The following is a 19,840-nucleotide window of genomic DNA, read 5'->3' as shown; positions in this document are numbered from 1 at the left end:
GTGGTCCGGGGTCTTGACGACCCCTGGTGGCGGGTTCACACTCGCTGCACGGTCCCGCGCCGCGACCGGGATCCCGTGACCCCCCATGTGAGCTGCGGCCCGTACCCCAGTCGGCGGGGGTACGGGCCGCCTCCATGCGCGGGGAGCGCCCGGAGGCTCGGATCCTGCTCGACCCGGTTCCGCGCGGGCGCTCGTTCAGGCGCCGGCCGCCGTCATCCGGCGGCGGGCCCGGGCCAGTGACATGGCGTGCTCCACGACCCCCACCAGCACGTCCTTGACGGACTCGCGGTCGCGGGCGTCGCACAACAGCACCGGTACCCCGGCGTCGAGGTCGAGGGCATCCCGGACGGTCACCACCGGATGCCGGTCGGCGCCGTCGAAGCAGTTGACCGCGACCACGAAGGGGATGCCGCGCCGCTCGAAGTAGTCGACGGCGGCGAAGCAGTCGGCGAGCCGGCGGGTGTCGGCGAGGACGACCGCGCCGAGGGACCCTTGGGCCAGCTCGTCCCAGAGGAACCAGAAGCGATCCTGTCCGGGGGTGCCGAACAGGTAGAGCACCAGGTCCTCGCGGAGGGTGATGCGGCCGAAGTCCATGGCCACGGTGGTGGTGGTCTTGCCCTCCACTCCCCCGATGTCGTCGATGCCGATGCCGGGTTCGGAGAGTTGTTCCTCCGTCCGCAGCGGTCTGATCTCACTCACCGCACTGACCAGGGTGGTCTTGCCCACCCCGAAACCGCCCGCGACCAGGATCTTCAAGGTCAGCGGCTCGACCGGCGACACGGCATGCATCGCGCCGGTGCGGCTAGAGCGCCCGAAGGCCATTGATCACCTCACGCAGAATGGATTCGTCGGGCAGTTCGGCCGGGGGCACCGGCCGGGTCACGTGGACCAGTTCGTCGTCCACGAGATCGCCGATCAGGACGCGGACGACCCCGATCGCCAGGTCCAGCTCGGCGGCGAGTTCCGCCACCGACTGGGGGCGCCCCCGGCAGAGCCCGAGGATGTGGGCGTGTTCCGGGGACAGGGTCACGTCCCAGACCGGGTCGTCGGCCGCCGATTCGGCGACGACGAGCGCGATCAGGTCGAGGCGGTGCTGACCCGAGTGGCTGGTCCGGCCTCGGGTCATCGCGTACGGGCGGACGACCGGGCCCGCGTCGTCGTCGAACCAGTGCGTGGGATCGGGCACCGTCTCGGGGCTGCCGGGGATGTCGGCGGGGTGGTCCTGACCTGAATCGCTCATGCCGTCCGACTCACCCTCCGGCTGGCAGCCCGGTGCGCGGGGCGGTCGCCAGGTGGTCGCCCACTCGCTTGACCATCAGGGTCATCTCGTACGCGACCTGGCCGACGTCGGACTCGGCGTCGGCGAGCACGGCCAGGCAACTGCCGTCGCCGGCGGCCATGACGAACAGGAAGGCCTCGTCGAGCTCGACGACGGTCTGGCGGACCCGGCCGGAGTCGAAGTGCCGGCCCACGCCCTTGGCCAGGCTGTGGAAGCCGGACGCCACGGCGGCCAGGTGCTCGCTGTCCTCGCGCGTCAGGTCCTTGGAGCTGCCGGTGGGCAGGCCGTCACCGGAGAGCACCACCGCCTTGCGGATGCTGCCGACCTTGTCGACCAGCTCGTCGAGGAGCCAGTTGAGCGGGCCGGAGCCGCGGCCCCAGGTGTCGTTGCCGGTCTGCGGTGCGGTCATCGACCGTCCCCTTCGTTCTCGTATCCGGGATCCGCGGCGGCGGGGGTGCCTGCCGCCGCCGCGGACTGCTGCGATGCGTGCTGATTGCGTCCCGCGGTCCAGCCGCGCTGGAGGGCGGACATGCGGGTGCGTACCTCCTCCGCGTCCCGGTCCTCGACCGGTTCGACGGCGGCTTCGGCCGGGGCGGCGGCCGGGGAGTTCTTGAGCTGGGGCGCCAGGTTGGCCTGGCGGACCCGGCGGGGCAGGCCGGCGGGGGCCTGGGCCGGCCTGGGGACCCGGGCGGCCCCGGAGGCCTGGGGGGATCCCGGTGCCTCGGGGCGGGAGGCCTCGGTGCGGAAGGTCTCGGCGCGGGGCGTCGCACCGGAGCGGTCCTGGCCGGCCCGGCCGACCGGCGAGAGCGGGGGCGTCGCGCGCGGTTCCACGCGCCGGCCGTGTTCCGCCACCAGGGTAGGGGCGGGACGACGGCGGGGCAGGGGGACCGTGCCCGAACCGCGCGGGGCCTCCGGGCGGGGCGTGGACACGGTGTCCGGGCGCGGGTGCGCGGGCCGCACGGGGCCGGTCGGGGTCAACGGCTCGCGGTCGCCGTCGCCGTCGTGCTCGCGGTTGAGTTCCCGCCGGCGGTCCGCGCCGCGGTCGCCGATCCGGTCGCCCTTCCAGGCCGCGCCGCGCTCCGCGAGCCGGTCGGTGTTCGGGCGGCCGGCGGGGCGCAGGCCCAGCAGGGCGCTGCGCGGTATGCCTCCGGGCGGGGTCTCGTCGTCGAGCGTGGCCATCGGCGGCCGGCCGCCGACCCCGGTCAGGCCGGCGATCCCGGCGGCGACCTCGTCGGGGGTGGTGGGTTCGTCGATGCCGTCCAGTCCCAGGAGGCCGGGGGGGCTCTCCAGCTCGACCGGGCCGTTCAGGACGCCCGGGGGCAGCGGCCGACCGGCCGGCGCCCCCTCGATGGCGGTGGATCCCGGCCGGCCCGCGCCCTTGCCGAGCTTCGCGGCGGCGGCGGGCTTGAGCCCGTCGAGGCGGATGCCGGTGCCGTTGGTGTCGGGGGCCTCGGTGAGGAGTTCCACGGGGAGGAAGACCACCGCGGTGGTGCCTCCGTACGGGCTGTGCTGGAGGACGATCCGGATGCCGTGGCGGCGGGCTAGTCGGCTGACCACGAACAGGCCCAGCCGGTCGGTGTCGGACAGTTCGAACTCGGGGGTCTCGGCGAGCCTGAGGTTGGCGTCGAGGAGCGCTTCCGGGTTCATGCCGAGGCCGCGGTCGTGGATCTCCAGGGTGAAGCCGTTGGCGACGCGTTCGCCGTGTACCTGGACCGCGGTGTGCGGCGGCGAGAACACGGTGGCGTTCTCCAGGAGTTCCGCGACGAGGTGGGTGACGTCGGCGACGGCGGGGCCCTCGATGCCGATGCGCGGGAGGCGGCGCACCTCGATGCGCTCGTAGTCCTCGACCTCGGCGACGGCGGCGCGCACGACGTCCATGAGCTGGACCGGCTTGCGCCACTGGCGGGAGGGGGCGGCGCCGGAGAGGATCACCAGTCCCTCCGCGTGGCGACGCATGCGGGTGGTCATGTGGTCCAGGCGGAAGAGGTCCGCGAGTTCCTCGGTGTCCTCGGTGCGCCGTTCCATGGTGTCGAGCAGGGTCAACTGGCGGTGCAGCAGGACCTGGTTGCGGCGGGCGAGGTTGACGAAGACCTCGGAGACGCCGCGGCGCAGTTCCGCCTGCTTGACGGCCGCTTCGACGGCGGCGCGTTGGAGGCTGTTGAGCGCGAGGGCGACCTGGCCGACCTCGTCCTTCTCGAACTCCAGCCGCGGGGCTTCCGTCTCCACGTCCACGTGTTCACCGGCGGCGAGCCGGCGCATGACGCCGGGGAGGCGGACGCCGGAGGCCTCGTGGGCGTCCTTGCGGAGCCGGGACAGGTCGCGGATCAGGTCGCGGCCGATGCGTACGGACAGGATGAGGGAGACGAGCAGGGCGATGAAGCCGAGGATGCCGGCGACGGCGGCCTGGACGAGGACGTTCATGGCGGCGGGTTCGACCCGCAGCTGGTAGCGGTCTCCGGCCTCGGTGCCCATCGTGGCGAGTTCGTCGAGGACCTTGCCGGCGGCCTCGTCCCACTGGGCGGCGGTGAAGGCGCGCGGGTTGCGGCGGGCGCCGTCGGTGATGAACCGTTCCTCGGCGTCGCGCAGGGCCTTGGTCTCGGGGCCGTTCCAGTAGTTCTCGAAGAGGGTGCGGTCGTCGGCCGGGAGGATGGCGAGGTTGAACTCGTAGAGCAGCGCGCGGTTGGCGGCGAGGTCCGAGACGCTGCGGACGTCGACGGGGCTGACGACCTTGGCCGCCAGGGCCGCGGCGACGAGGGCGTCCTCGCGGGAGAGCGTCTCGCGGGCCCGGGTGATGCCGACGAGTGCGCGGCCCTGCTTGTCCATCTCCACGTTCTCCAGGGCGTGGAGATTCATGAGGAACTCGTGGCCGGGGTCGATGAGTCGGCTGTAGAGCTCCAGGGCCTGGTTCGTGTCGAGGCTGTTGCGGTCGACGGAGCGGCGCAGCGCCTCGATGCCGCGGAAGGCTTCGAGGATGGAACGCAGGCGCTGGGCGGTCTCGGGGGCGAGTTCGTCCATCACCTCCGGGTCCTTCGCGTTCTCGGTGATGATCCGGACGGCGGCGTCGGTGGCGGCGCGGCTCCTGGTCAGCTCGGCGGTGGCGGCCGAGGCCCGCGGGTCGCCGATGAGGACGAGGGTCTGGCGGCGTTCCTTCTGGATGACCCGGACGACGTCCTCGATGGGGTAGCCGACCTTCTCGATGACGTAGGCGACGTCGAGGAGTTGGACGGCCTGTCGGCCGGTGATGACCGTCGAGAACCCCCAGAGGGCGGTCAGGGAGACGAGCGGCACAAGGAGCAACGCCACGATCTTCCGGCGGATGGACTTCCCGCGAAAGCGCATGGCCTCCCCAGCCTCCCCCAGCTCAACCCCGTTGTCGGGGGTAGGTGTTCCGTCATTTAAACGGCGTGAGCCTACTACTGCCACCCGGTGCCTTCGAAGGCCTGTCCGGACGTTTTCGGCCGACACCTCTGACGTAGATCACGAGTTGTCCGATAGATCCGGTCAAGTCCAGCCCGATATGTGGCACATGACACCTGGTGGGACGTCGGTTCCCGCAAGGGAGCGGATGGCTGGAACTCTTCGTTCCGTGCTGTTCGGGCGCTCGGAAGGAGTCCGTGATGCGGGAATCTCCGGGGCGTCCCGGACGTCTCTCTGTTCGAGGGGACGTTTTGGGGACACTTTGGTGGAGACGTTCGGATCGTCATCGTCGGGCACGCATGGCGGACGGCGTTGTGGGGAGTGAGCGGAACATGAGGATGTACGAAGAGGACGGCGCGGTGACGGAGGAGCCCGGGCACGGGCTGTGGATCGAGGAACCGGCCAGGCGGTACCGCCTGCCCGACCCGGTGCGGACGTCCGCGGTGCGGGCGGTGCTGATCGTCTCGGTCACCCTGATCCAGTCCACGATCACCTTCTTCCTCGCGTTGACCGGGTCGTGGCTGGTGCTGCCGATGGCGCTCGGCGCGATAGCCGGCACGATCGTGGCCACGTGGGGCGTACTGGACGTACTGATCACCCGACAGACGTGGAACCAGCGGTACGGGGTCGTCTCGGCGCCCGGCAGCGCCGCCCGCGCCGGGCGCCGGGAGCAGCGGCGGGACCGGGGGCGGGCCGGGGCGGGACCGCCGGCCGCCCGCCCGGCCCGCATACGACACCCCGCCCCCGGCCGGGGGTAGTCCGGTCCGGAGCGGGGCGACGGGGTACGGGGCGGCCGTGGGCGGGGAGGCCGCCCGGCCGGGGCGGGAGCGGTCAGGCGCCCACCGCGGAGCGGCGGTACATGCGGGTGGCCGTGATCTCGCCGTGGATCGTCTCCTCGTCGGGCGACTGCTGGGGCAGACCCGGACGCAGGTGCTCCTCGACGCTGATGTACTTCAGGCCCGCGCGCAGGTCGGCGTCGTTGCGCAGCCGGATGACCAGCGGGAACTCGGCGAGCGCCGTGGTGTCGAAGAGGCCCGTGGTGTAGAGGAGCTGGACGCCGAGCGCGTCCGAGACGGCCCGCTGGAGCTCCAGGAGGTAGGTGGCGTTGGCGCGGCCGATCGGGTTGTCGAGGAACAACGTGCCCGCGTGGCGGTGCTTGTCGCGGCCCCGGTCGTTGCTGCGCAGCGCCGCCATCGTGCAGTACAGGGCGATGGCGGCGGTGAGCAGCTGCCCGCCGGAGAACACGTCGCCCATCTGGCCGACCGGGACGCGCTCGGCGCGCAGGACCGCGTCCGGCTTGAGGATCTCCACCGCGATGCCCTTGGGCTCCAGTGCGGCCTGGACCCCGCGCAGCAGCAGCGACATGCCGTCGCGCCGGCCCTCCCCGAAGGAGGCGGCGCTGTTCTTCTTCACGGCCGCGCGGGTGGCCTCGTCGATGACCTCGCCCAGTCGCTCGGTGAGCGTGGCCTGGTCGGGCTCCTCAAAACGGATGCGCAGGAACTCCTGGCCCGACCACTCCCCCAGGCCCTCGGGGAGTTGGGAGAGCCGTTGGGCGGAGCGCAGGGTGGCCAGGGCGGATTCCACGAGGCCGCGCAGTCGGTCGACGATGCTGCCCCGGTTGCGTTCCAGCTGCTCCAACTCGTCGGTGAGCACGCGCAGTCGGGGCGCGAAGGCGGTGGCCCAGGCGGCGGCGTGTTCGGGCAGGGCGGAGGCGGGGAGTTCGCGGATCTGCTGGCGGGCGGGGGTGCGGACCTGCTCGTAGCGGTTGGCGTTGGCGTGCCGGACGAGGATGTCGCTCGCCTCGCGCACGGCGGACTCCGCGGCGGAGAGGTCGGCGGCGCAGCCGCGCAGGGAACGGCGTGCCTCGGTGGCCGACTGGCGGGCCTCCTCCAGGGTCCCCGGGTGGGGCACCGGCTCCTGCTCGTCGTCCTGGTGGGTGTGGTCGCGCAGCAGGTCCCGGAGCAGGGCCGCGGTCTCGTCGAAGCCGCCGGCGCCGTCCTCGGCGGTGCGGTGGGCGCGCAGCAGGTCGGCGTGGGCGGCCCGGGCGCTCTCCACGGCGGCGGTGTGGGCGGCGAGCCGGGCGGTGGCGGCGCGCAGCAGGCCCTGGGCCTGCTCCACGTTCTCGGGGACGAGGTCCTCGGGGAGTTCGGTGTGCGCCTCGCCCTCGGCGGGTGCGTGGCGCTCGGCCTCGCCGCGCAGTCGGCCGAGCTGTTCGCTCGCGGTCGAGGCGCGGGTCTCCAGCATCTGTACGAGGGATTCGGCGCGGGCGGCTGCGGCCTGCCGGGACGGGCCGTCGGCTCCGTCGGTGCCTTCGAGGAGTTGGGCGGCGCGGGTGCGGACCTTGTTGGTGAGGCGGTCGAGTTCGGCGAGGGCGGCGCTCTCGGCGCTCTCGGCGCGGGCCTGTTCGGCGCGCAGGTCGGCGCCGACCCCGACCTTCTCGTAGAGCTGTGAGGCGGCCCGGTAGGCCTCGCGCAGGTCGGGCAGCGGGGCCTTGGTCGAGCCGTCGTCCGCGGGGAGCGGCTCGGGGGCGCCGGCGATCTCGGAGCGCTCGGCCCGCAGTGCGCGGGAGGTGCGGCGGGCGTCGTCGGCGGCGCGCTGGGCGGCCCGGCGGTCCTCGTCGGCGGCGCGGGCCCGGTCCAGGCAGACCTCGGCGCGGGCCTCGGACTCGGCTGCCTCGTCGGCGAGTTCGCGCAGCCTCGTCTGCCAGCCGGCGCGCTCGCGCAGGCGGTGGGCGAGGCCGGCGAGGGCGTCGGCGACGCGGCGGGCGCGCTGGGCGGTGTCCTGGCGTTCCTCGCGGACGCGGGCGGCGTCGGCGGCGGCCTCGTCCGCCTCGGCCCGTACGGTGCGGGCCTCGGCGAGTTCGGCGTCGGCCTCCTCGGCGAAGGCGCGGGCGGCCTCGGCGAGTCGGGCGAGTTCGGCGAGCCGGCCGGGCGGGCAGCCGGTGCGCCAGGAGGCGAGTCGGGCGGCGAGTTCACGGTCGCCGGAGAGTCGGGCGGCCAGGTCGCGGATCTCGGTGTCGCGGGCGGTGGCGCGGCTGCGCAGGGCCTGGCGCTCCGTGTCGGCGGCCTGCTCGTCGTGCATGGCCGGGTTCGGCGACACGATGAAGATGCCGGAGACGTCGCTGTCGGCGTCGGTCGGGGGCAGGGGCGCGAGCAGGGCGGCGGCGGTGCCGACGGCGACGGTGGAGCGGGGCAGCAGCGCGGCGCCCGACAGGACCTCGCGGGCCCGGGCGTGGGTGTCGGGGTCGGTGATGACGACGCCGTCGACGAGTTCGGGGCGGGCGGCGAGGACGGCGGCGTGGTCGGCGGGGTCCACGGACTGGGCGAGGTAGCGCCAGCCGGGGAGGGCGGGGATGCCGTGTTCGCCGAGGTACTCGACGGTGGCGAGGACGTCGGGTCCGGGCGGCAGGAGTCCGCCGTCGCCGAGGGCGCCGAGGATGCGGGCGTCGTCGGCGGCGGCGGTGCGCAGCTCGAAGAGTTGCCGTTCGGCGGCGGCCACCGAGTCGGTGAGCAGTGCGCGGAGGTCGTCGGCGCCCCGGTCGAGGTCGTCGACGGTGAGGCCGCCGTGGGCGGCGGGGCCGTCGGAGGCCTCGGGGCCCTGGTCGGGGGTCGGGGGCGTGCCGTTCGGGCCGTCGTCGCCGCGCGGGTGCGGGACGGTGGCGTCGGGGGCGGCCGGGAGGCCCAGGAGGGCGGCCAGGCGCGGGGCTTCGGCGAGCGAGGCGGCGGCGCGGGACTCGGCGGCGTGGGCGGACTCGGCGGCGTCGGCGGCGTCCGCGGCGCGGGCGGCGGTGAGTTCGGCGCGGGATTCCGCTCCGGCGGCCTCGCGGGCGGTCTCGGCGGCGGCGCGGGCCGCCTCGCGGGACTCGTTCCAGGCCGCGACGGCGGTCTTCTCGGCGTCGCTGGCGGCGAGGGCGGCGCGGGCGGGGTCGGCGTCGGGTTCGGAGTCGTCGAGCCAGCCGGCGTCGACGGCCTCGGCGGTCTCCTGTCGGACCTCGTCGAGGCGGGCCCGCAGGTGTTCGGCCTCGCTGCGGGCGCGCTGGGCGGCGGTGGCGGCGGAGGTGGCGTCGCGGTGGGCGGTCTCGCCGACGGCCTGGAGTTCCGCGGACCGCTCCTCCTCCTCGTTGGCGCGGGTCTCGCCGTGTTCGGCGGCGGTGTGCAGGGCCCGTACGAGTTCGGCGGCGGCGGTGGCTCGGGCGGCCAGGGCCGGGGCGGCGTCCCGTTCGGCTTCGAGGATGGCGGCGGCGACGCGGGTGGAGCGGTCGGCGGCGGCCCGGTGGCGGAGCACGATCTCGGCGGCCTGCCAGGCGGAGTGCAGGGTGCGGGCTTCGAGGAGTTCGCGGCGTTGGGCGGCGGCGGCCTTGTCGGCGACGGTGAGGGCCAGCGAGGCGTGTCGGTAGGCGAGTTCGGCGGCTACGGCGGCGCTGCGGCCGCGGGCGGTCTCGGCGCCGGTGACCTCGTGGGCGGCTTCGGTGACCCGCTGGGCGAGGTCGGCGGCGCGGCCCCGTTCCTCGCCGGCGCGGGCGGACAGCCGGCGGGCGAGGGTGCGCGTGCGGCGTTCGGCGCCGGCGTGGACGTCGCGCAGCCGGGAGCGGGTATCGGCGGCGTCGACGATGCGGTGCAGGAGGTCCACGGAGCCGGCGGTGAAGTCGCGTTCGGCCATGAGTTCGGCGCGGCGGCCGAGTTTGTTGCCGAAGCCGTGGACGAGGTCGGCCAGTCCGTCGGTGTCTCGGGTGTCGGTGACGGCGCGCAGCAGCAGGTCGGTGAAGTCGGAGTCCTTCTTGACGGCGAAGAGGCCGGCGGCCTCGCCCTCGTCGGCGTTCATCTCGCGCTGGTAGCGGAACAGTTCGGGGTCGAGGCCGACCTCGGTGAGGTGTTCGTTCCAGCGGTCGTGGATCTCCTCCCAGTACACCTCCAGGTGCGGGTACGCCTTGCCGGCCTCGGTGAGGGCGTCGCGGAAGCCCTTCATCGTGCGGCGGCGGCCCTGGGCGCCGGACGCGCCCTCGACGGGCGGTCGCACGGCGGTGGCCTCGGCGACGGGGAGGTTGTCGAGGCCGAGTCCCGGGCCGGGGCGGAAGGAGTACCAGGCCTCGGCGAACTTGCGGGGGTCGTTGGACACCTGGCGGCCGCGCCATTCGCTGACCTTGCCGACGACCACGCACTCGCCGGTCTGGGTGTGCTGCCATTCGAGGGCGACGTGGCCGCAGTCGTCGGCGAGCAGGAACTTGCGCAGGACGCCCGAGCTGGCGCCGCCGAGGGTGTTGCGGTGGCCGGGCAGCATGACCGAGAAGATCAGTTTGAGGAGGACGGACTTGCCGCCGCCGTTCTCCAGGAAGAGCACGCCTGCGGGCGCGGGGCGCCGCGGCGGGCCGGTGGGCTCGTCCTCGAAGAACTCCGCCTGGGTGGGCGCCGGGTGGGGCACCGGTTCGCCGACTCCGCGCAGGTCGAGCACGGTGTCGGCGTAGCGCGCGCCGGCGGGCCCGATGGAGTAGAGGCGGATCCGGGACAGCTCGTACATGGCGGCGGACTCTCGTGGTCTCTCGTGGGTCGTACGGAGGACAGGGGTCGTACGGCGGGCGGTGGGGCGTACGGCGGGCGGGTGGCGCGGTGGCTCGCTCAGGCGTGGAAGGGGAGTCCGGCGTCGGCGGCGAGCTCCAGGTCGTCGCCCTCGGGCGGCGGCAGCAGGGTGGCGGAGCCGTCGCTGACGGGGACCACGCCGAGTTCCAGCAGTTCGGCCATGGCCGCGCTGCCCGCCATGTCGCGGACCTGGAGCTGGTAGCGGGGGGTGGTGCGGTAGGTGCCTCCGGCGTCGTCGCCGGTGCGCTGGAGGAAGCCGGATTCGGTGAGGAACGCGGCGGCCTTGCCGACGATGCCGGTGGTGGAGCCGGCGAGCCGGCGGGCGTCCTTGGTGGCGCCGGTGGCGGAGCGGCGGGCGTAGACCCGCCAGGCGGCCTCCAGGCCGGGGGCGTCGGAGGCGGGGTCGGTGTTCTCGCCGAGTTCCTCGGCGCGCTCTTCGAGGCGGCGGCAGGTCTGCCGGACGAAGGCGTCGACGCCGTTGACGGTGATCCGGCCGATGTAGCCGTCGTCGGCGAGGTCCTCGGGGCGCGGGAAGGCGAGGGCGGCGACGGCGAGGTGGGCGAGGCCGTGCAGGAAGCGGTCGCCGCCGTCGGCGGTGGTGCGGCGGGCGTAGTCGCCCATCCGGACGGCGAAGACGGAGTCCTCGCCGGCGGCCACGGCCATGCCGGCGCGGGGGGAGACCTCCAGCACGATCAGGCCGAGGCCGGTGGCGACGGCGTCGGCGAGGCGGCCGAAGGCGGGCTCCTCGCGGTAGCGGCGCAGCAGTTCGGCGTACTCGGCGTCGCGGGCGGGCAGCAGCTTGGGCTGGAGTCCGAAGGCGACGAGGCGCGCCGCGTCGGCGGCGTCCGCCGGGGTGACGGGGTGGGTGGTCCCGGTCGGAGCCGACGCCGCGTCGGGCTCGCTCCACGCGGGGTGCTCGGCGTGGGTCTCGCTCACGGGTGCGGCTCCTCGGCAATGCGGTACGGGTGGTGGTGGTCTCGGGGGGCGCGGGCCGGGTCGGCGCCGGGCCGGGGGGCGGGGCGCCGCCGCGGCCGCGGGAGTGCGTGCGCCGGGGGCCGGTGGCCGTCCGGGCGGTGGTCGGCCCGTGCCGGTGTGGCGGGCGCGCCGGTCGTGGGCGCGCCGGCGGTGGTGACGCCGGCGGTGCTCACGCCGCCTCCGTGCGGTCCGCGGTCATCGCGGCGGAGTCGAGGAGCGCGGTGCCGACGATCAGGTCGGCGCCGCCGAACTCCGGGTCGTCGAGTTCGGCGCCGTCGTCCACGGCGAACAGCAGGCGTTCCTCGCCCTGGCGGTAGGCCGTGCCCACGGCGGGGCTCGCCGCGTGGACGGCCAGCAGTGCCACCAGGTACGGCAGGTCGGGGTCCTCGCGGCGGGCTTCGGCGAGCAGGCCGGAGAGCCGGCGGGGGGCGTCGTGCGGCAGGTCCAGCAGCTTCATGGCGGCGGCGAGCTGCTCCTCGCTGAACCGGCTGTCGTCGGGGGTGGCGATCAGGTCCGGTTCGGGCATCTCCACGCCGAGGTGTTCGCGTTCCAGGGGCGGGGTCAGCAGGATCTCGACCAGGTCCGTCATCCGGACCGAGACGGGGGTGCGCAGTCCCGTGCCCGCCGCGAAGAAGGCGTCGGTGACCCGCGTCGCCTGTTCCAGCGGCAGCGGCAGGACCGGGGAGACGAGTTGTCCGTACAGGTCGATGCCGGTGCGCGGCGCGGGGGCGGCGAAGGCCTGGCGGTCCTGTTCGGCGCGGAAGAGCGGACCGGCGTCGAGCAGCCGGGACTGGAGCTGGGTGTGGCGGCGGATGCAGTCCTTGACGATGTCGACGAGTTCGGCGGCGCGCCGCTTGTTGTCGGGGTCCTCGGCCTCGTCGCGCGCCTTGCGGATGTTGGTCAGGATCGCGTTCTCGTGCCGGTAGCGGTCGGCGACGTGGTCCAGCGCTTCGGCGATCATGTCCGGGACGGCCTCCAGCCAGTCCACGGCGCGTACGTTGCGGCGGGTGGCGTCCAGGGTCCGGCGCAGGGTCTCGGCGTACTGGACGGTCCGGTAGCGCGCCTGTTCGGCGGCCAGTTGGGCGTCCGCGAGGCGGCCCCGGCTGATCAGCACCTCCAGCTTGACCTCGGCGGCGATCTGCGCGCTCGTGACGTCGGTGTCGAGGGCTCCGACGAGGACGTTGACGGCCTCGTCGGTGGTGCGCAGGTAGACGGCCCCGCCGTGGCCGGGGACCTCTTCGATCAGCTTGAAGTCGTAGTCGCGGCGGACGTACACGCCGTCCGGGCCGAAGGTGCCGTAGATCGCGCGGAAGCCCCGGTCGACGCTGCCGACGTTGATCAGGTTCTCCAGGACCCAGCGGGCCACCCGCTCGTGCTCGGCGACCGGCCGGGCGGGTGCCTGTGCCGCGACGCGCGGCAGCAGCCTGGCCACTATCTGTTCGTGGTCCGCGCCGGTGTCGAAGTCCATGTTGAGCGTGACCAGGTCGATCGCGGACAGGGCGACCTCGGCCATCGCGTAGACCCCGTACTCGCCGGCCAGATTGGCCTTGCGCACGTCGAGGTCGTGGAGCGGGGCGGTGCAGGCGAGGGCGCGCAGCCGCCGGGCCAGGCCCTCGTCGGCGGCCGGGCCCGGCGCCGGGGACGGAAGGGTCTTCGCCGGGGCAGGGAGAGTCACGACGGAAAGACTAGGCGCTGACACGGACAACATCCCAAACGGCATGGTTCGGCCGGATCGTCCCCGGTCGTTCGGAGCGGGCGCTGTTCTACGCTCACCGCATGGCTTCCATGATCACACCGATGGCCACGCCCGCGTACCCGCCCGTGATCGACCTCAACGCCGATCTCGGCGAGGGCTTCGGTCACTGGACGCTGACCGACGACGAGGCACTGTTGTCCGTCGTCACGAGCGCCAACGTGGCCTGTGGTTTCCACGCCGGGGACCCGTCCATCATGCGTCGCGTGTGCGAGTTGGCCGCCGAGCGGGGGGTGCGGATCGGGGCGCAGGTCTCCTACCGGGACCTCGCCGGTTTCGGCCGGCGGGCGATGGACGTGCCGGCGGGCGAACTGGCGGACGAGGTGGCGTACCAGATCGGGGCGCTGGAGGTGTTCGCGCGGGCGGCCGGTTCCCGGGTGTCGTACGTGAAGCCGCACGGCGCGCTCTACAACCGCACCGTGGGCGACGCGGAGCAGGCCGGGGCGGTCGTCGCGGGCGTGCGGTTGGCCGCCGGGACGGGCGGGCTGCCCGTCCTGGGTCTGCCCGGGTCGCTGCTCCTGTCCGCCGCCGAGGAGGCGGGGTTGACCCCCGTGCCGGAGGCGTTCGCGGACCGGGCGTACACGGCGGCGGGGACGCTGGTGCCGCGCGGCGAGCCGGGGGCGGTGGTGCACGACCCGGACGCGGTGGTCGCCCGCGCGGTGCGGATGGCCGCCGAGCGGTCCGCGACCGCGATCGACGGGTCCCCGGTGGCCGTGCCGGCGCGTTCGCTGTGTCTGCACGGGGACACGCCGGGGGCGGCGGACCTCGCCCTGCGGGTCCGCCGGGCCCTGGGCGCGGCCGGGGTGCGGGTGGAGGCCTTCGCGTGAGGGCGCTCGCGGTGGGCGGCGGGGCCCTGCTGCTGGAGGCGGACTCGGCCGAGGAGGTGGCCGCGCTCCACGCCGAACTGCTGCGGCGGCGCGCGGAACTGGGCGGCGTACGGGAGATCGTGCCGGCCGCGCGGACCGTCCTGCTGGACGGGGTGGCGGAGCCCGCCGCGCTGGCGGCCCGGATCGCCGGGTGGCAGGTGCCGCCGCTCGCCGGGAGCGAGGGGCCGCTGATCAGCGTCGCGGTCCGCTACGACGGGCCGGACCTGGCGGAGGTCGCGCGGCTGTGGGGGGTGGGGCCCGGGGAGGTGCCGGGGATCGTGGGGTCGGTCGAGTTCCGCGTGGCGTTCTGCGGGTTCGCGCCCGGCTTCGGGTACCTGACCGGGCTCCCCGAGCGCTTCCACCTGCCTCGACGGGCCACGCCGCGCACGGCCGTGCCGGCGGGCTCGCTGGCCCTGGCGGGCGCCTACGCGGGGGTCTACCCGCGCTCCTCCCCCGGCGGCTGGCAGCTGATCGGAACCACCGGGGCCGTGCTCTGGGACCCGGGGCGGGAGCCGGCGGCGCTGTTCGCGCCGGGGGTGCGGGTGCGGTTCGAGGAGGCGGGGTCGTGAGCGGACTGCTGGTGGTGCGGGCGGGTGCGCTGACCACCGTCCAGGACCTCGGCCGGCCGGGGTACGCACATCTGGGCGTCCCCCGTTCGGGCGCGTTGGACGTCGGGGCGCACGCCCTGGCCAACCGGCTGCTGGGCAACGCCCCGGACGCGGCGACGCTGGAGACCACCCTCGACGGGGTCGCGCTGCGGGCGTCGGACCCGGTGACGGTTGCGGTCACGGGGGCGCCCTGCGCGGTACGGGTCTCGGGACGCCCGGTGGCCTGGGGGGCGCCGGTGCCGCTGCGGGCGGGGGCGGAGCTGGAGGTGGGGGCGGCGGAGTCGGGGCTGCGCAGCTACGTCGCGGTGCGCGGCGGGTTCGCCGTGCCGCAGGTGCTGGGGAGCCGGGCCACGGACCTGCTGTCGGGCCTGGGGCCGCCGGTGCTGTCGGCGGGCGTGCTGCTGCCGGTGGGGCCGCCCGGCCGGGAGCCGGTGCGCGGGGTCGACGCCCTGGGGGTGCCGGGGGCGCCGACGGAGCTGGTGTTGCCGCTCGGGCCGGGGCCGCGGGCCGACTGGTTCGAGCCGGACTCGGTGGCCCGGCTGCTTCGTGCCGCGTACCGGGTCTCGGCGAGGTCCAACCGGATCGGGCTGCGCACGGAGGGCGGTCCGGCGCTGGTCCGGCGCCGGGCCGGGGAACTGCCGAGCGAGGGCATGGTCCTGGGCGCGGTCCAGGTCCCGCCGGACGGGCTGCCCGTCGTCTTCCTGGCCGATCATCCGGTCACCGGCGGCTATCCGGTGGTGGGCGTGGTTCCCCCGGGCCCCGCCCTGGACGCGGCGGCGCAGGCCCGGCCGGGGGTGACGGTCCGCTTCGTGCGGGGCCGGTGAGGCGCCCGAGGTGTCACCGGGGTGCGGGCGGCCCCGCGAGCCGCCCGCCGGACCCGGCGGGTCCGCAGGGGACGGCCTACACCGTCGACTCCGGTGCGATGCGACTGCGCACCGCCGACTGCACGTCTTCCTCCTCCGCCGGGTCCGCCGCCAGGCGGCGCAGCCGGGGGGCGACGCGGGCGTCGGCGGTCTCGGCGTGGCGGGCGGCCACCTCGCGGGTGGTCTCCTCGCAGTCCCACAGGCATTCCACCGCGAAGCCGGCCGCGAACGACGGATCGGTCTGGGCCAGGGCCCGGGCGACGCGGCCGCGGAGGTGGGACGAGGCGGTTTCGCGATAGACGTGGCGCAGTACGGGCGCCGCGCAGCCGATGGCGAGGCGTCCGGCCCCGTCGACGAGGGCGAACAGGCTCCGGGTGTCCGGTCCCGAGCCGCGCACCGTGGAGCGCAGGGCGCCCAGGACGAGTCCGGCGTCCTCGGCTCCGCCGCGGGCCGCCAGGAGGGTCGCGGCGGCCGCTCCGAGCGCGTCGGGGCGGTGCACCCAGCGGCGGGCCCGTTCCACTGCACCGGGGCCGCACATGCGTTCGTAGGCGGCCACGGCGGGCTCGTCCCCGGCGGCTTCGATGAGGTCCAGGACGGCCGGGTTCTCCGGTTCGGCGAGGACGAGGTGGTGCAGGGCGGTGGCCCGGGCGGCCTCGCCGGAGGCGCCGGCCGCGGCGGCGAGGATCGCGGAGCGGTCCTCGGGCGCGGCCACGGCGGCCAGGCAGCGGGCCGCGGGGACGTGCAGCGGGGTACCGCGATCCAGTCCGTCGGCGGCCCAGTCGAAGACGGCCTGGACTCCCCAGCCGGGCTGCGGGCCCTTGGGGGTGAGCTGGCGCTGCCAACGGTCGAAGGAGCCCTGTCGGCGGGCGGCGCGCAGGCGTTCCCCGTGGGGCGCGGACTCCTCCCACAGGCACCAGGGCCGGGGCTCGTACGCGTCGCGGATGGCGGCGGCCAGCCGCGCCTCGCCCTCGGCGGTGGCGGGGAAGCGGGCGACGACGGGGGCGGCGAGGGAGCGCAGCCCCTCGTCGTCGTCGCGCAGGGCCAGCTCGTCGAGGGCCCAGGCCCAGTTCGCGCCGCAGGCGGCGTAGCGGCGCAGCAGCATGAGCGCGTCGTCGCGTCCGTACGAGGCGAGGTGGCCCAGGACGGACAGGGCGAGCCCGGTCCGGTGGTCCTCCTCGTCGAGGAGGTCGTCGGCGCTGAAGAGGTGGCTCTCGATGGCGCCGAGGGGGCCGTCGAGATCGAGGTAGAGCCGGGCGTAGTAGAGCGAGCGGTTCTCGACCTGCCAGTCCTGGCGCGGATCGCTGATCACGCACTGGTCGAGGGCCTCCAGGGCCTCCGCCCGGGGCGCCGCGAGTGCGTGCAGCGTGCCGTCGCCGCGGCCCCTCTGGAGGAGCCCGAGCAGGGTGCCGCTTGGCGCTATGACTGGTTCGAACATGGGAATGGCCTCAAATCAAGCTGGGGACGCAACCGGGAATCGGGATTCACAGGGCCGCGTAACAGCATGTGAGGACGTTCGCCGTCATGTTCCGCTCGATGTAGCCCATTGCCTTCTCACTCTCGTCGGTGCTTCGCGACCACGGCGGCCGGTCCGGCAGGGAGGGTATGGACACCTCTTGTGTCCAGCCCGCTCCTGCCCGTCCGTCAAGTTCGCGAATCGAATCCGACGCCATGATGACCCAGTCGGTTTGTGCACCGCGACCACATTTACGGCCGCCGTGACCAACCCGTGAGGTCCGGGACCGGTCAGACCTTGCCAGGTCACGGCCAAAACCGGACTACTTGGCTCCGAACAGCTCCAGCAGGTCGGCCTTGGCGAACATGCGCGCCGTGTCCACGGCGGAGGGGGTTCCGGCCTCGGGGTCGGCTCCGCCGGCGAGCAGCGCGCGGATGACGGCCTCCTCGCCCTTGAAGACGGCGCCGGCGAGCGGGGTCTGGCCCCGGTCGTTGGCGCGGTCGGCCTCGGCGCCGCGGGCGAGCAGGGCCGTGACGGCGTCGGCGTGGCCGTGGTAGGCGGCGAGCATGACGAGGGTGTCGCCGCGGTCGTTGGTGAGGTTGGCCGGGACCCCGGCGTCGAGGTACGCGGCCAGCGTCTCGGCGTCACCCTGTCGGGCGAGGTCGAAGATCTTGGTGGCCAGTTCGATGACGTCCTCGTCGGGAACGCCCTGCGGGCCGGCGCCTTCCGGGGTGTGCTCGCTCATCGTTCGAACCGCCTTTCGCTTCGCTGTCACGACACCCGTTTCCCCAGGCCGGCGGGCTGGGCACGGCACGGCACTGCGTCCGTGCGGGTGAAGCGTCAGAGTAGCGCCCGATCCGGCACATGACGGGCGCGGCCCGAGGCAAGGATCACCCCTGCACCCCTGATCGCCCGGCGCGCCAGTCGGGCGGGTCCAGTCAAGTGAAAAATTACAGGATTCACCCGTATGCACCTTTTGTCGCATTGATACTTGCTGTGAGCCTGGAAGGACTGACGGTGACCGTCCCCACCCACCAGGAGAACTTCTCATGGTCCTGTCCATCTCAGGTGTCGTCCTGCTCGGAATCATCTGCTTCCTCTTCTTCAAGAAGGACGGGATGAAGCTGTCGCACGCGTTCGTGTGCGCGCTCTTCGGCTTCTTCCTCGCCGGCTCCGCCATCGCGCCCAGCATCACGGCGAGTACGGCGAGCCTCGCGAGCCTTCTCGGCGGGATCAAGCTCTAGGTCGTCTCTGCGACGTCGTCGAAGTGACGCCGGCCGGACACCGGCGGGCGGGACTTCGGCGACCCGCCCCGGGTCCACGACCCGCACCGTCCCGCCACCACCACGACTCCAGGAGACGCCCGTGGCCAGGCGCCCACTCCCCCGCATCCTCAGCAGCGGCACCGTGTCGCTGGCCCGGGGCCGCGACTTCGCCCGCACGGCCGCCGACAGCGCCACGGACGTCCTCCATCCGCTCCTCGTCATCGGACGCGGCCTGCGCGTCCTGGCCTCCGCAGGGCGCCGCAAGTGGTCCGACACCCCCAAGGACAAGCGGGGTCCCGCGCTGTTCCTGGGAGTCGCCTGCGTCCTCGTGGTCGCGCTCGTCCCGTACGGCCCGATGATCGCCCTGGTGAGCCTGATGGCGGCGGCGGGCTGGCACGGACGCGACCGCACCCCGGTGAAGACCGGTCCCAGCGACGCCGAGACGGAGCGGCTCGCCTCCCTCTACGAGGCGCTCGTGCCGTACTTCTCCATCCCCGAGGACCCGAACCCGCTCTTCGCCCACGGCGGGGAATGGGACCGGGCCTTCAGCGGCCACGTCTTCGACGACGCGGGCCGCGTCACCCGGCTCCGCATCCGCTACCCGGCCTACTTCGCCGACGGGGAGCTCGCCTCGCGGGCCCGGATCGAGGCCCTGCTGCACGCCAAGTCCGGGCGCGGGCGGGAGTACCTCTTCGACTGGGACGAGGAGGCCAACCAGCTCGACCTGAGCGTGCTGGAGGCGCTGCCGACGGGCATCGCCGCCCAACGGTTCGTCACCTCCCCCGGCGAGACCGTCCTCGGCCTCACCGACGCGGGCGGCGTCCAGCGCACCCTGCCCGTCGCGGAAGGGGAACAGACCCGGGACGTGCCCCCGGTGATCTGGCGCACCGGCCCCCGCTCCACCGAACCGCACCTGCTGGCCGTCGGCCAACCCGGCAGCGGGACGTCCACCCTGCTGCGCTCGATCGCCCTCCAGGCGCTCCACCACGACGGCGACGTGCTGATCGTCGAGGGCGGCGGCAGCGGCGAGTACTCCTGCCTCTCCGGCCGCGCGGGCGTCCTGGCCGTGGAGTGCGGCCCCAAGGGCGCGCCGGCCATCCTGGAGTGGGCCGCGCACGAGACCGAGCGACGGCTCGTCGCCACCCACCGGGCCCGCGAGGCCGGCCGGCCCCTGCCCGAGGACACCCGGCGCCCGCTGTGGATCCTGCTCGACCGCCCCAGCGTGCTCACCCACCTCGCGGCGGCCGAGGGGCGGCCCGACCCCCTCGCGCGGCTCCAGGTGCCGTTGCGTCACGGTCGGGCCGCGCACGTCACGGTGGTGGTCGCGGAACAGTTCGAGCACCTGGAACTGCTCGACGACGCCGTCTGGCAGCACACCCGGGCCCGCGTCGTGCTCGGCTCCGCCTCGATCCAGCAGATCACCGACGTGCTCGGCCTGCCCCCGCACACCACCCCGACCGCGATGGTGCCGCCCGGGCGCGGGTACGCGCGGCTCGGCACGGGCCCCGTGCACCGGGTGCAGGTGCCCGCGACCCCGGACCCGTACGACGACGCCGCGCATCCGGCGCACCGTCAGGCGGTGCTGGAGCTGCTGCCGGAGCGACAGGCCCGGCCGCCGGCGGTCGAGGAGCACGTCACGCCGTCGAAGCCGCTGCACATCGTCCAGCCCCCGGCCCAGGCGCAGGGCCCCGCGATCGACGCCCGGGAGAGCGCGGAGGTGCCGGCGGAGACACCGCCCGCGCGCGGCCCGTGGCCGGTCGGGCCGTAGCGGGCACCCGACCGTCGACA

General features: G+C 74.7%; 16 protein-coding genes. 6 read left to right on the top strand and 10 right to left on the bottom strand.

Annotated elements, in window-relative coordinates; translation table 11 throughout:
• Positions 1 to 195: 195 nt before the first annotated feature.
• The 4 genes from OG906_RS28250 to OG906_RS28235 are packed head-to-tail and all read right to left on the bottom strand — an operon-like array spanning position 196 to position 4,618.
• Entirely contained in the window at positions 196 to 822 is a 627-nt protein-coding gene (locus OG906_RS28250; RefSeq protein WP_329446781.1) for a GTP-binding protein, read from the bottom strand.
• Complete coding sequence (locus tag OG906_RS28245) at positions 803 to 1,240, bottom strand: DUF742 domain-containing protein (RefSeq protein ID WP_267799463.1); 438 nt, start codon at positions 1,238 to 1,240, stop codon at positions 803 to 805. The genes OG906_RS28250 and OG906_RS28245 overlap by 20 nt, the downstream gene beginning before the upstream one ends.
• Before the next feature lie 10 nt (positions 1,241 to 1,250).
• Positions 1,251 to 1,688: a roadblock/LC7 domain-containing protein gene (locus OG906_RS28240; RefSeq protein ID WP_267799462.1), complete on the bottom strand. Its 438-nt coding sequence runs from the start codon at positions 1,686 to 1,688 to the stop codon at positions 1,251 to 1,253.
• Positions 1,685 to 4,618 (bottom strand): sensor histidine kinase, encoded by a 2,934-nt coding sequence (locus tag OG906_RS28235; protein ID WP_329446778.1) that lies wholly within the window; start codon positions 4,616 to 4,618, stop codon positions 1,685 to 1,687. Before OG906_RS28235 ends, OG906_RS28240 begins: the two co-directional genes overlap by 4 nt.
• A 410-nt stretch (positions 4,619 to 5,028) precedes the next feature.
• Between OG906_RS28235 and OG906_RS28230 the strand changes: the two genes are divergently transcribed.
• Positions 5,029 to 5,454: a hypothetical protein gene (locus OG906_RS28230; RefSeq protein ID WP_329446777.1), complete on the top strand. Its 426-nt coding sequence runs from the start codon at positions 5,029 to 5,031 to the stop codon at positions 5,452 to 5,454.
• Positions 5,455 to 5,527: 73 nt separating this feature from the next.
• On the opposite strand, the gene OG906_RS28225 is transcribed toward OG906_RS28230, so the two are convergent.
• From OG906_RS28225 to OG906_RS28210, 4 genes are all read right to left on the bottom strand, one after another.
• A complete protein-coding gene (locus OG906_RS28225) occupies positions 5,528 to 10,210 on the bottom strand; it encodes a hypothetical protein (RefSeq protein ID WP_329446775.1) in 4,683 nt (1,560 codons plus the stop codon).
• A 98-nt stretch (positions 10,211 to 10,308) separates the two neighbouring features.
• Positions 10,309 to 11,205 (bottom strand): hypothetical protein, encoded by an 897-nt coding sequence (locus tag OG906_RS28220; protein WP_267799458.1) that lies wholly within the window; start codon positions 11,203 to 11,205, stop codon positions 10,309 to 10,311.
• Positions 11,202 to 11,417, bottom strand: a complete 216-nt coding sequence (locus OG906_RS28215) for a hypothetical protein (RefSeq protein WP_329446772.1) — start codon at positions 11,415 to 11,417, stop codon at positions 11,202 to 11,204. Before OG906_RS28215 ends, OG906_RS28220 begins: the two co-directional genes overlap by 4 nt.
• On the bottom strand, positions 11,414 to 12,964 hold the full coding sequence (locus OG906_RS28210) for a hypothetical protein (protein ID WP_385646137.1): 1,551 nt from the start codon (positions 12,962 to 12,964) through the stop codon (positions 11,414 to 11,416). The genes OG906_RS28215 and OG906_RS28210 overlap by 4 nt, the downstream gene beginning before the upstream one ends.
• 101 nt (positions 12,965 to 13,065) lie before the next feature.
• Between OG906_RS28210 and OG906_RS28205 the strand changes: the two genes are divergently transcribed.
• From OG906_RS28205 to OG906_RS28195, 3 genes are read left to right on the top strand one after another with little or no spacing between them, the layout of a single operon-like run.
• Entirely contained in the window at positions 13,066 to 13,824 is a 759-nt protein-coding gene (locus tag OG906_RS28205) for a LamB/YcsF family protein (RefSeq protein WP_329448157.1), read from the top strand.
• Positions 13,821 to 14,432, top strand: coding sequence for a 5-oxoprolinase subunit B family protein (locus OG906_RS28200; RefSeq protein WP_329446769.1), 612 nt, complete (start codon positions 13,821 to 13,823; stop codon positions 14,430 to 14,432). The genes OG906_RS28205 and OG906_RS28200 overlap by 4 nt, the downstream gene beginning before the upstream one ends.
• Positions 14,429 to 15,295, top strand: a complete 867-nt coding sequence (locus OG906_RS28195; RefSeq protein WP_329446767.1) for a biotin-dependent carboxyltransferase family protein — start codon at positions 14,429 to 14,431, stop codon at positions 15,293 to 15,295. The genes OG906_RS28200 and OG906_RS28195 overlap by 4 nt, the downstream gene beginning before the upstream one ends.
• 76 nt (positions 15,296 to 15,371) lie before the next feature.
• On the opposite strand, the gene OG906_RS28190 is transcribed toward OG906_RS28195, so the two are convergent.
• Positions 15,372 to 16,769, bottom strand: coding sequence for a HEAT repeat domain-containing protein (locus OG906_RS28190; protein WP_329446765.1), 1,398 nt, complete (start codon positions 16,767 to 16,769; stop codon positions 15,372 to 15,374).
• A 340-nt stretch (positions 16,770 to 17,109) separates the two neighbouring features.
• Positions 17,110 to 17,532, bottom strand: coding sequence for an ankyrin repeat domain-containing protein (locus tag OG906_RS28185; protein WP_267799453.1), 423 nt, complete (start codon positions 17,530 to 17,532; stop codon positions 17,110 to 17,112).
• Positions 17,533 to 17,836: 304 nt separating this feature from the next.
• Between OG906_RS28185 and OG906_RS28180 the strand changes: the two genes are divergently transcribed.
• Both OG906_RS28180 and OG906_RS28175 read left to right on the top strand, forming a co-directional pair.
• Entirely contained in the window at positions 17,837 to 18,031 is a 195-nt protein-coding gene (locus OG906_RS28180; protein WP_008743136.1) for a hypothetical protein, read from the top strand.
• 121 nt (positions 18,032 to 18,152) lie between these two features.
• Complete coding sequence (locus OG906_RS28175) at positions 18,153 to 19,820, top strand: hypothetical protein (RefSeq protein ID WP_329446764.1); 1,668 nt, start codon at positions 18,153 to 18,155, stop codon at positions 19,818 to 19,820.
• Positions 19,821 to 19,840 lie beyond the last annotated feature (20 nt).

The sequence above is a fragment of the Streptomyces sp. NBC_01426 genome (genome assembly GCF_036231985.1).
Classification (GTDB): Bacteria; Actinomycetota; Actinomycetes; order Streptomycetales; family Streptomycetaceae; genus Streptomyces.
This window is presented reverse-complemented; position numbering and strand designations above follow the sequence as displayed.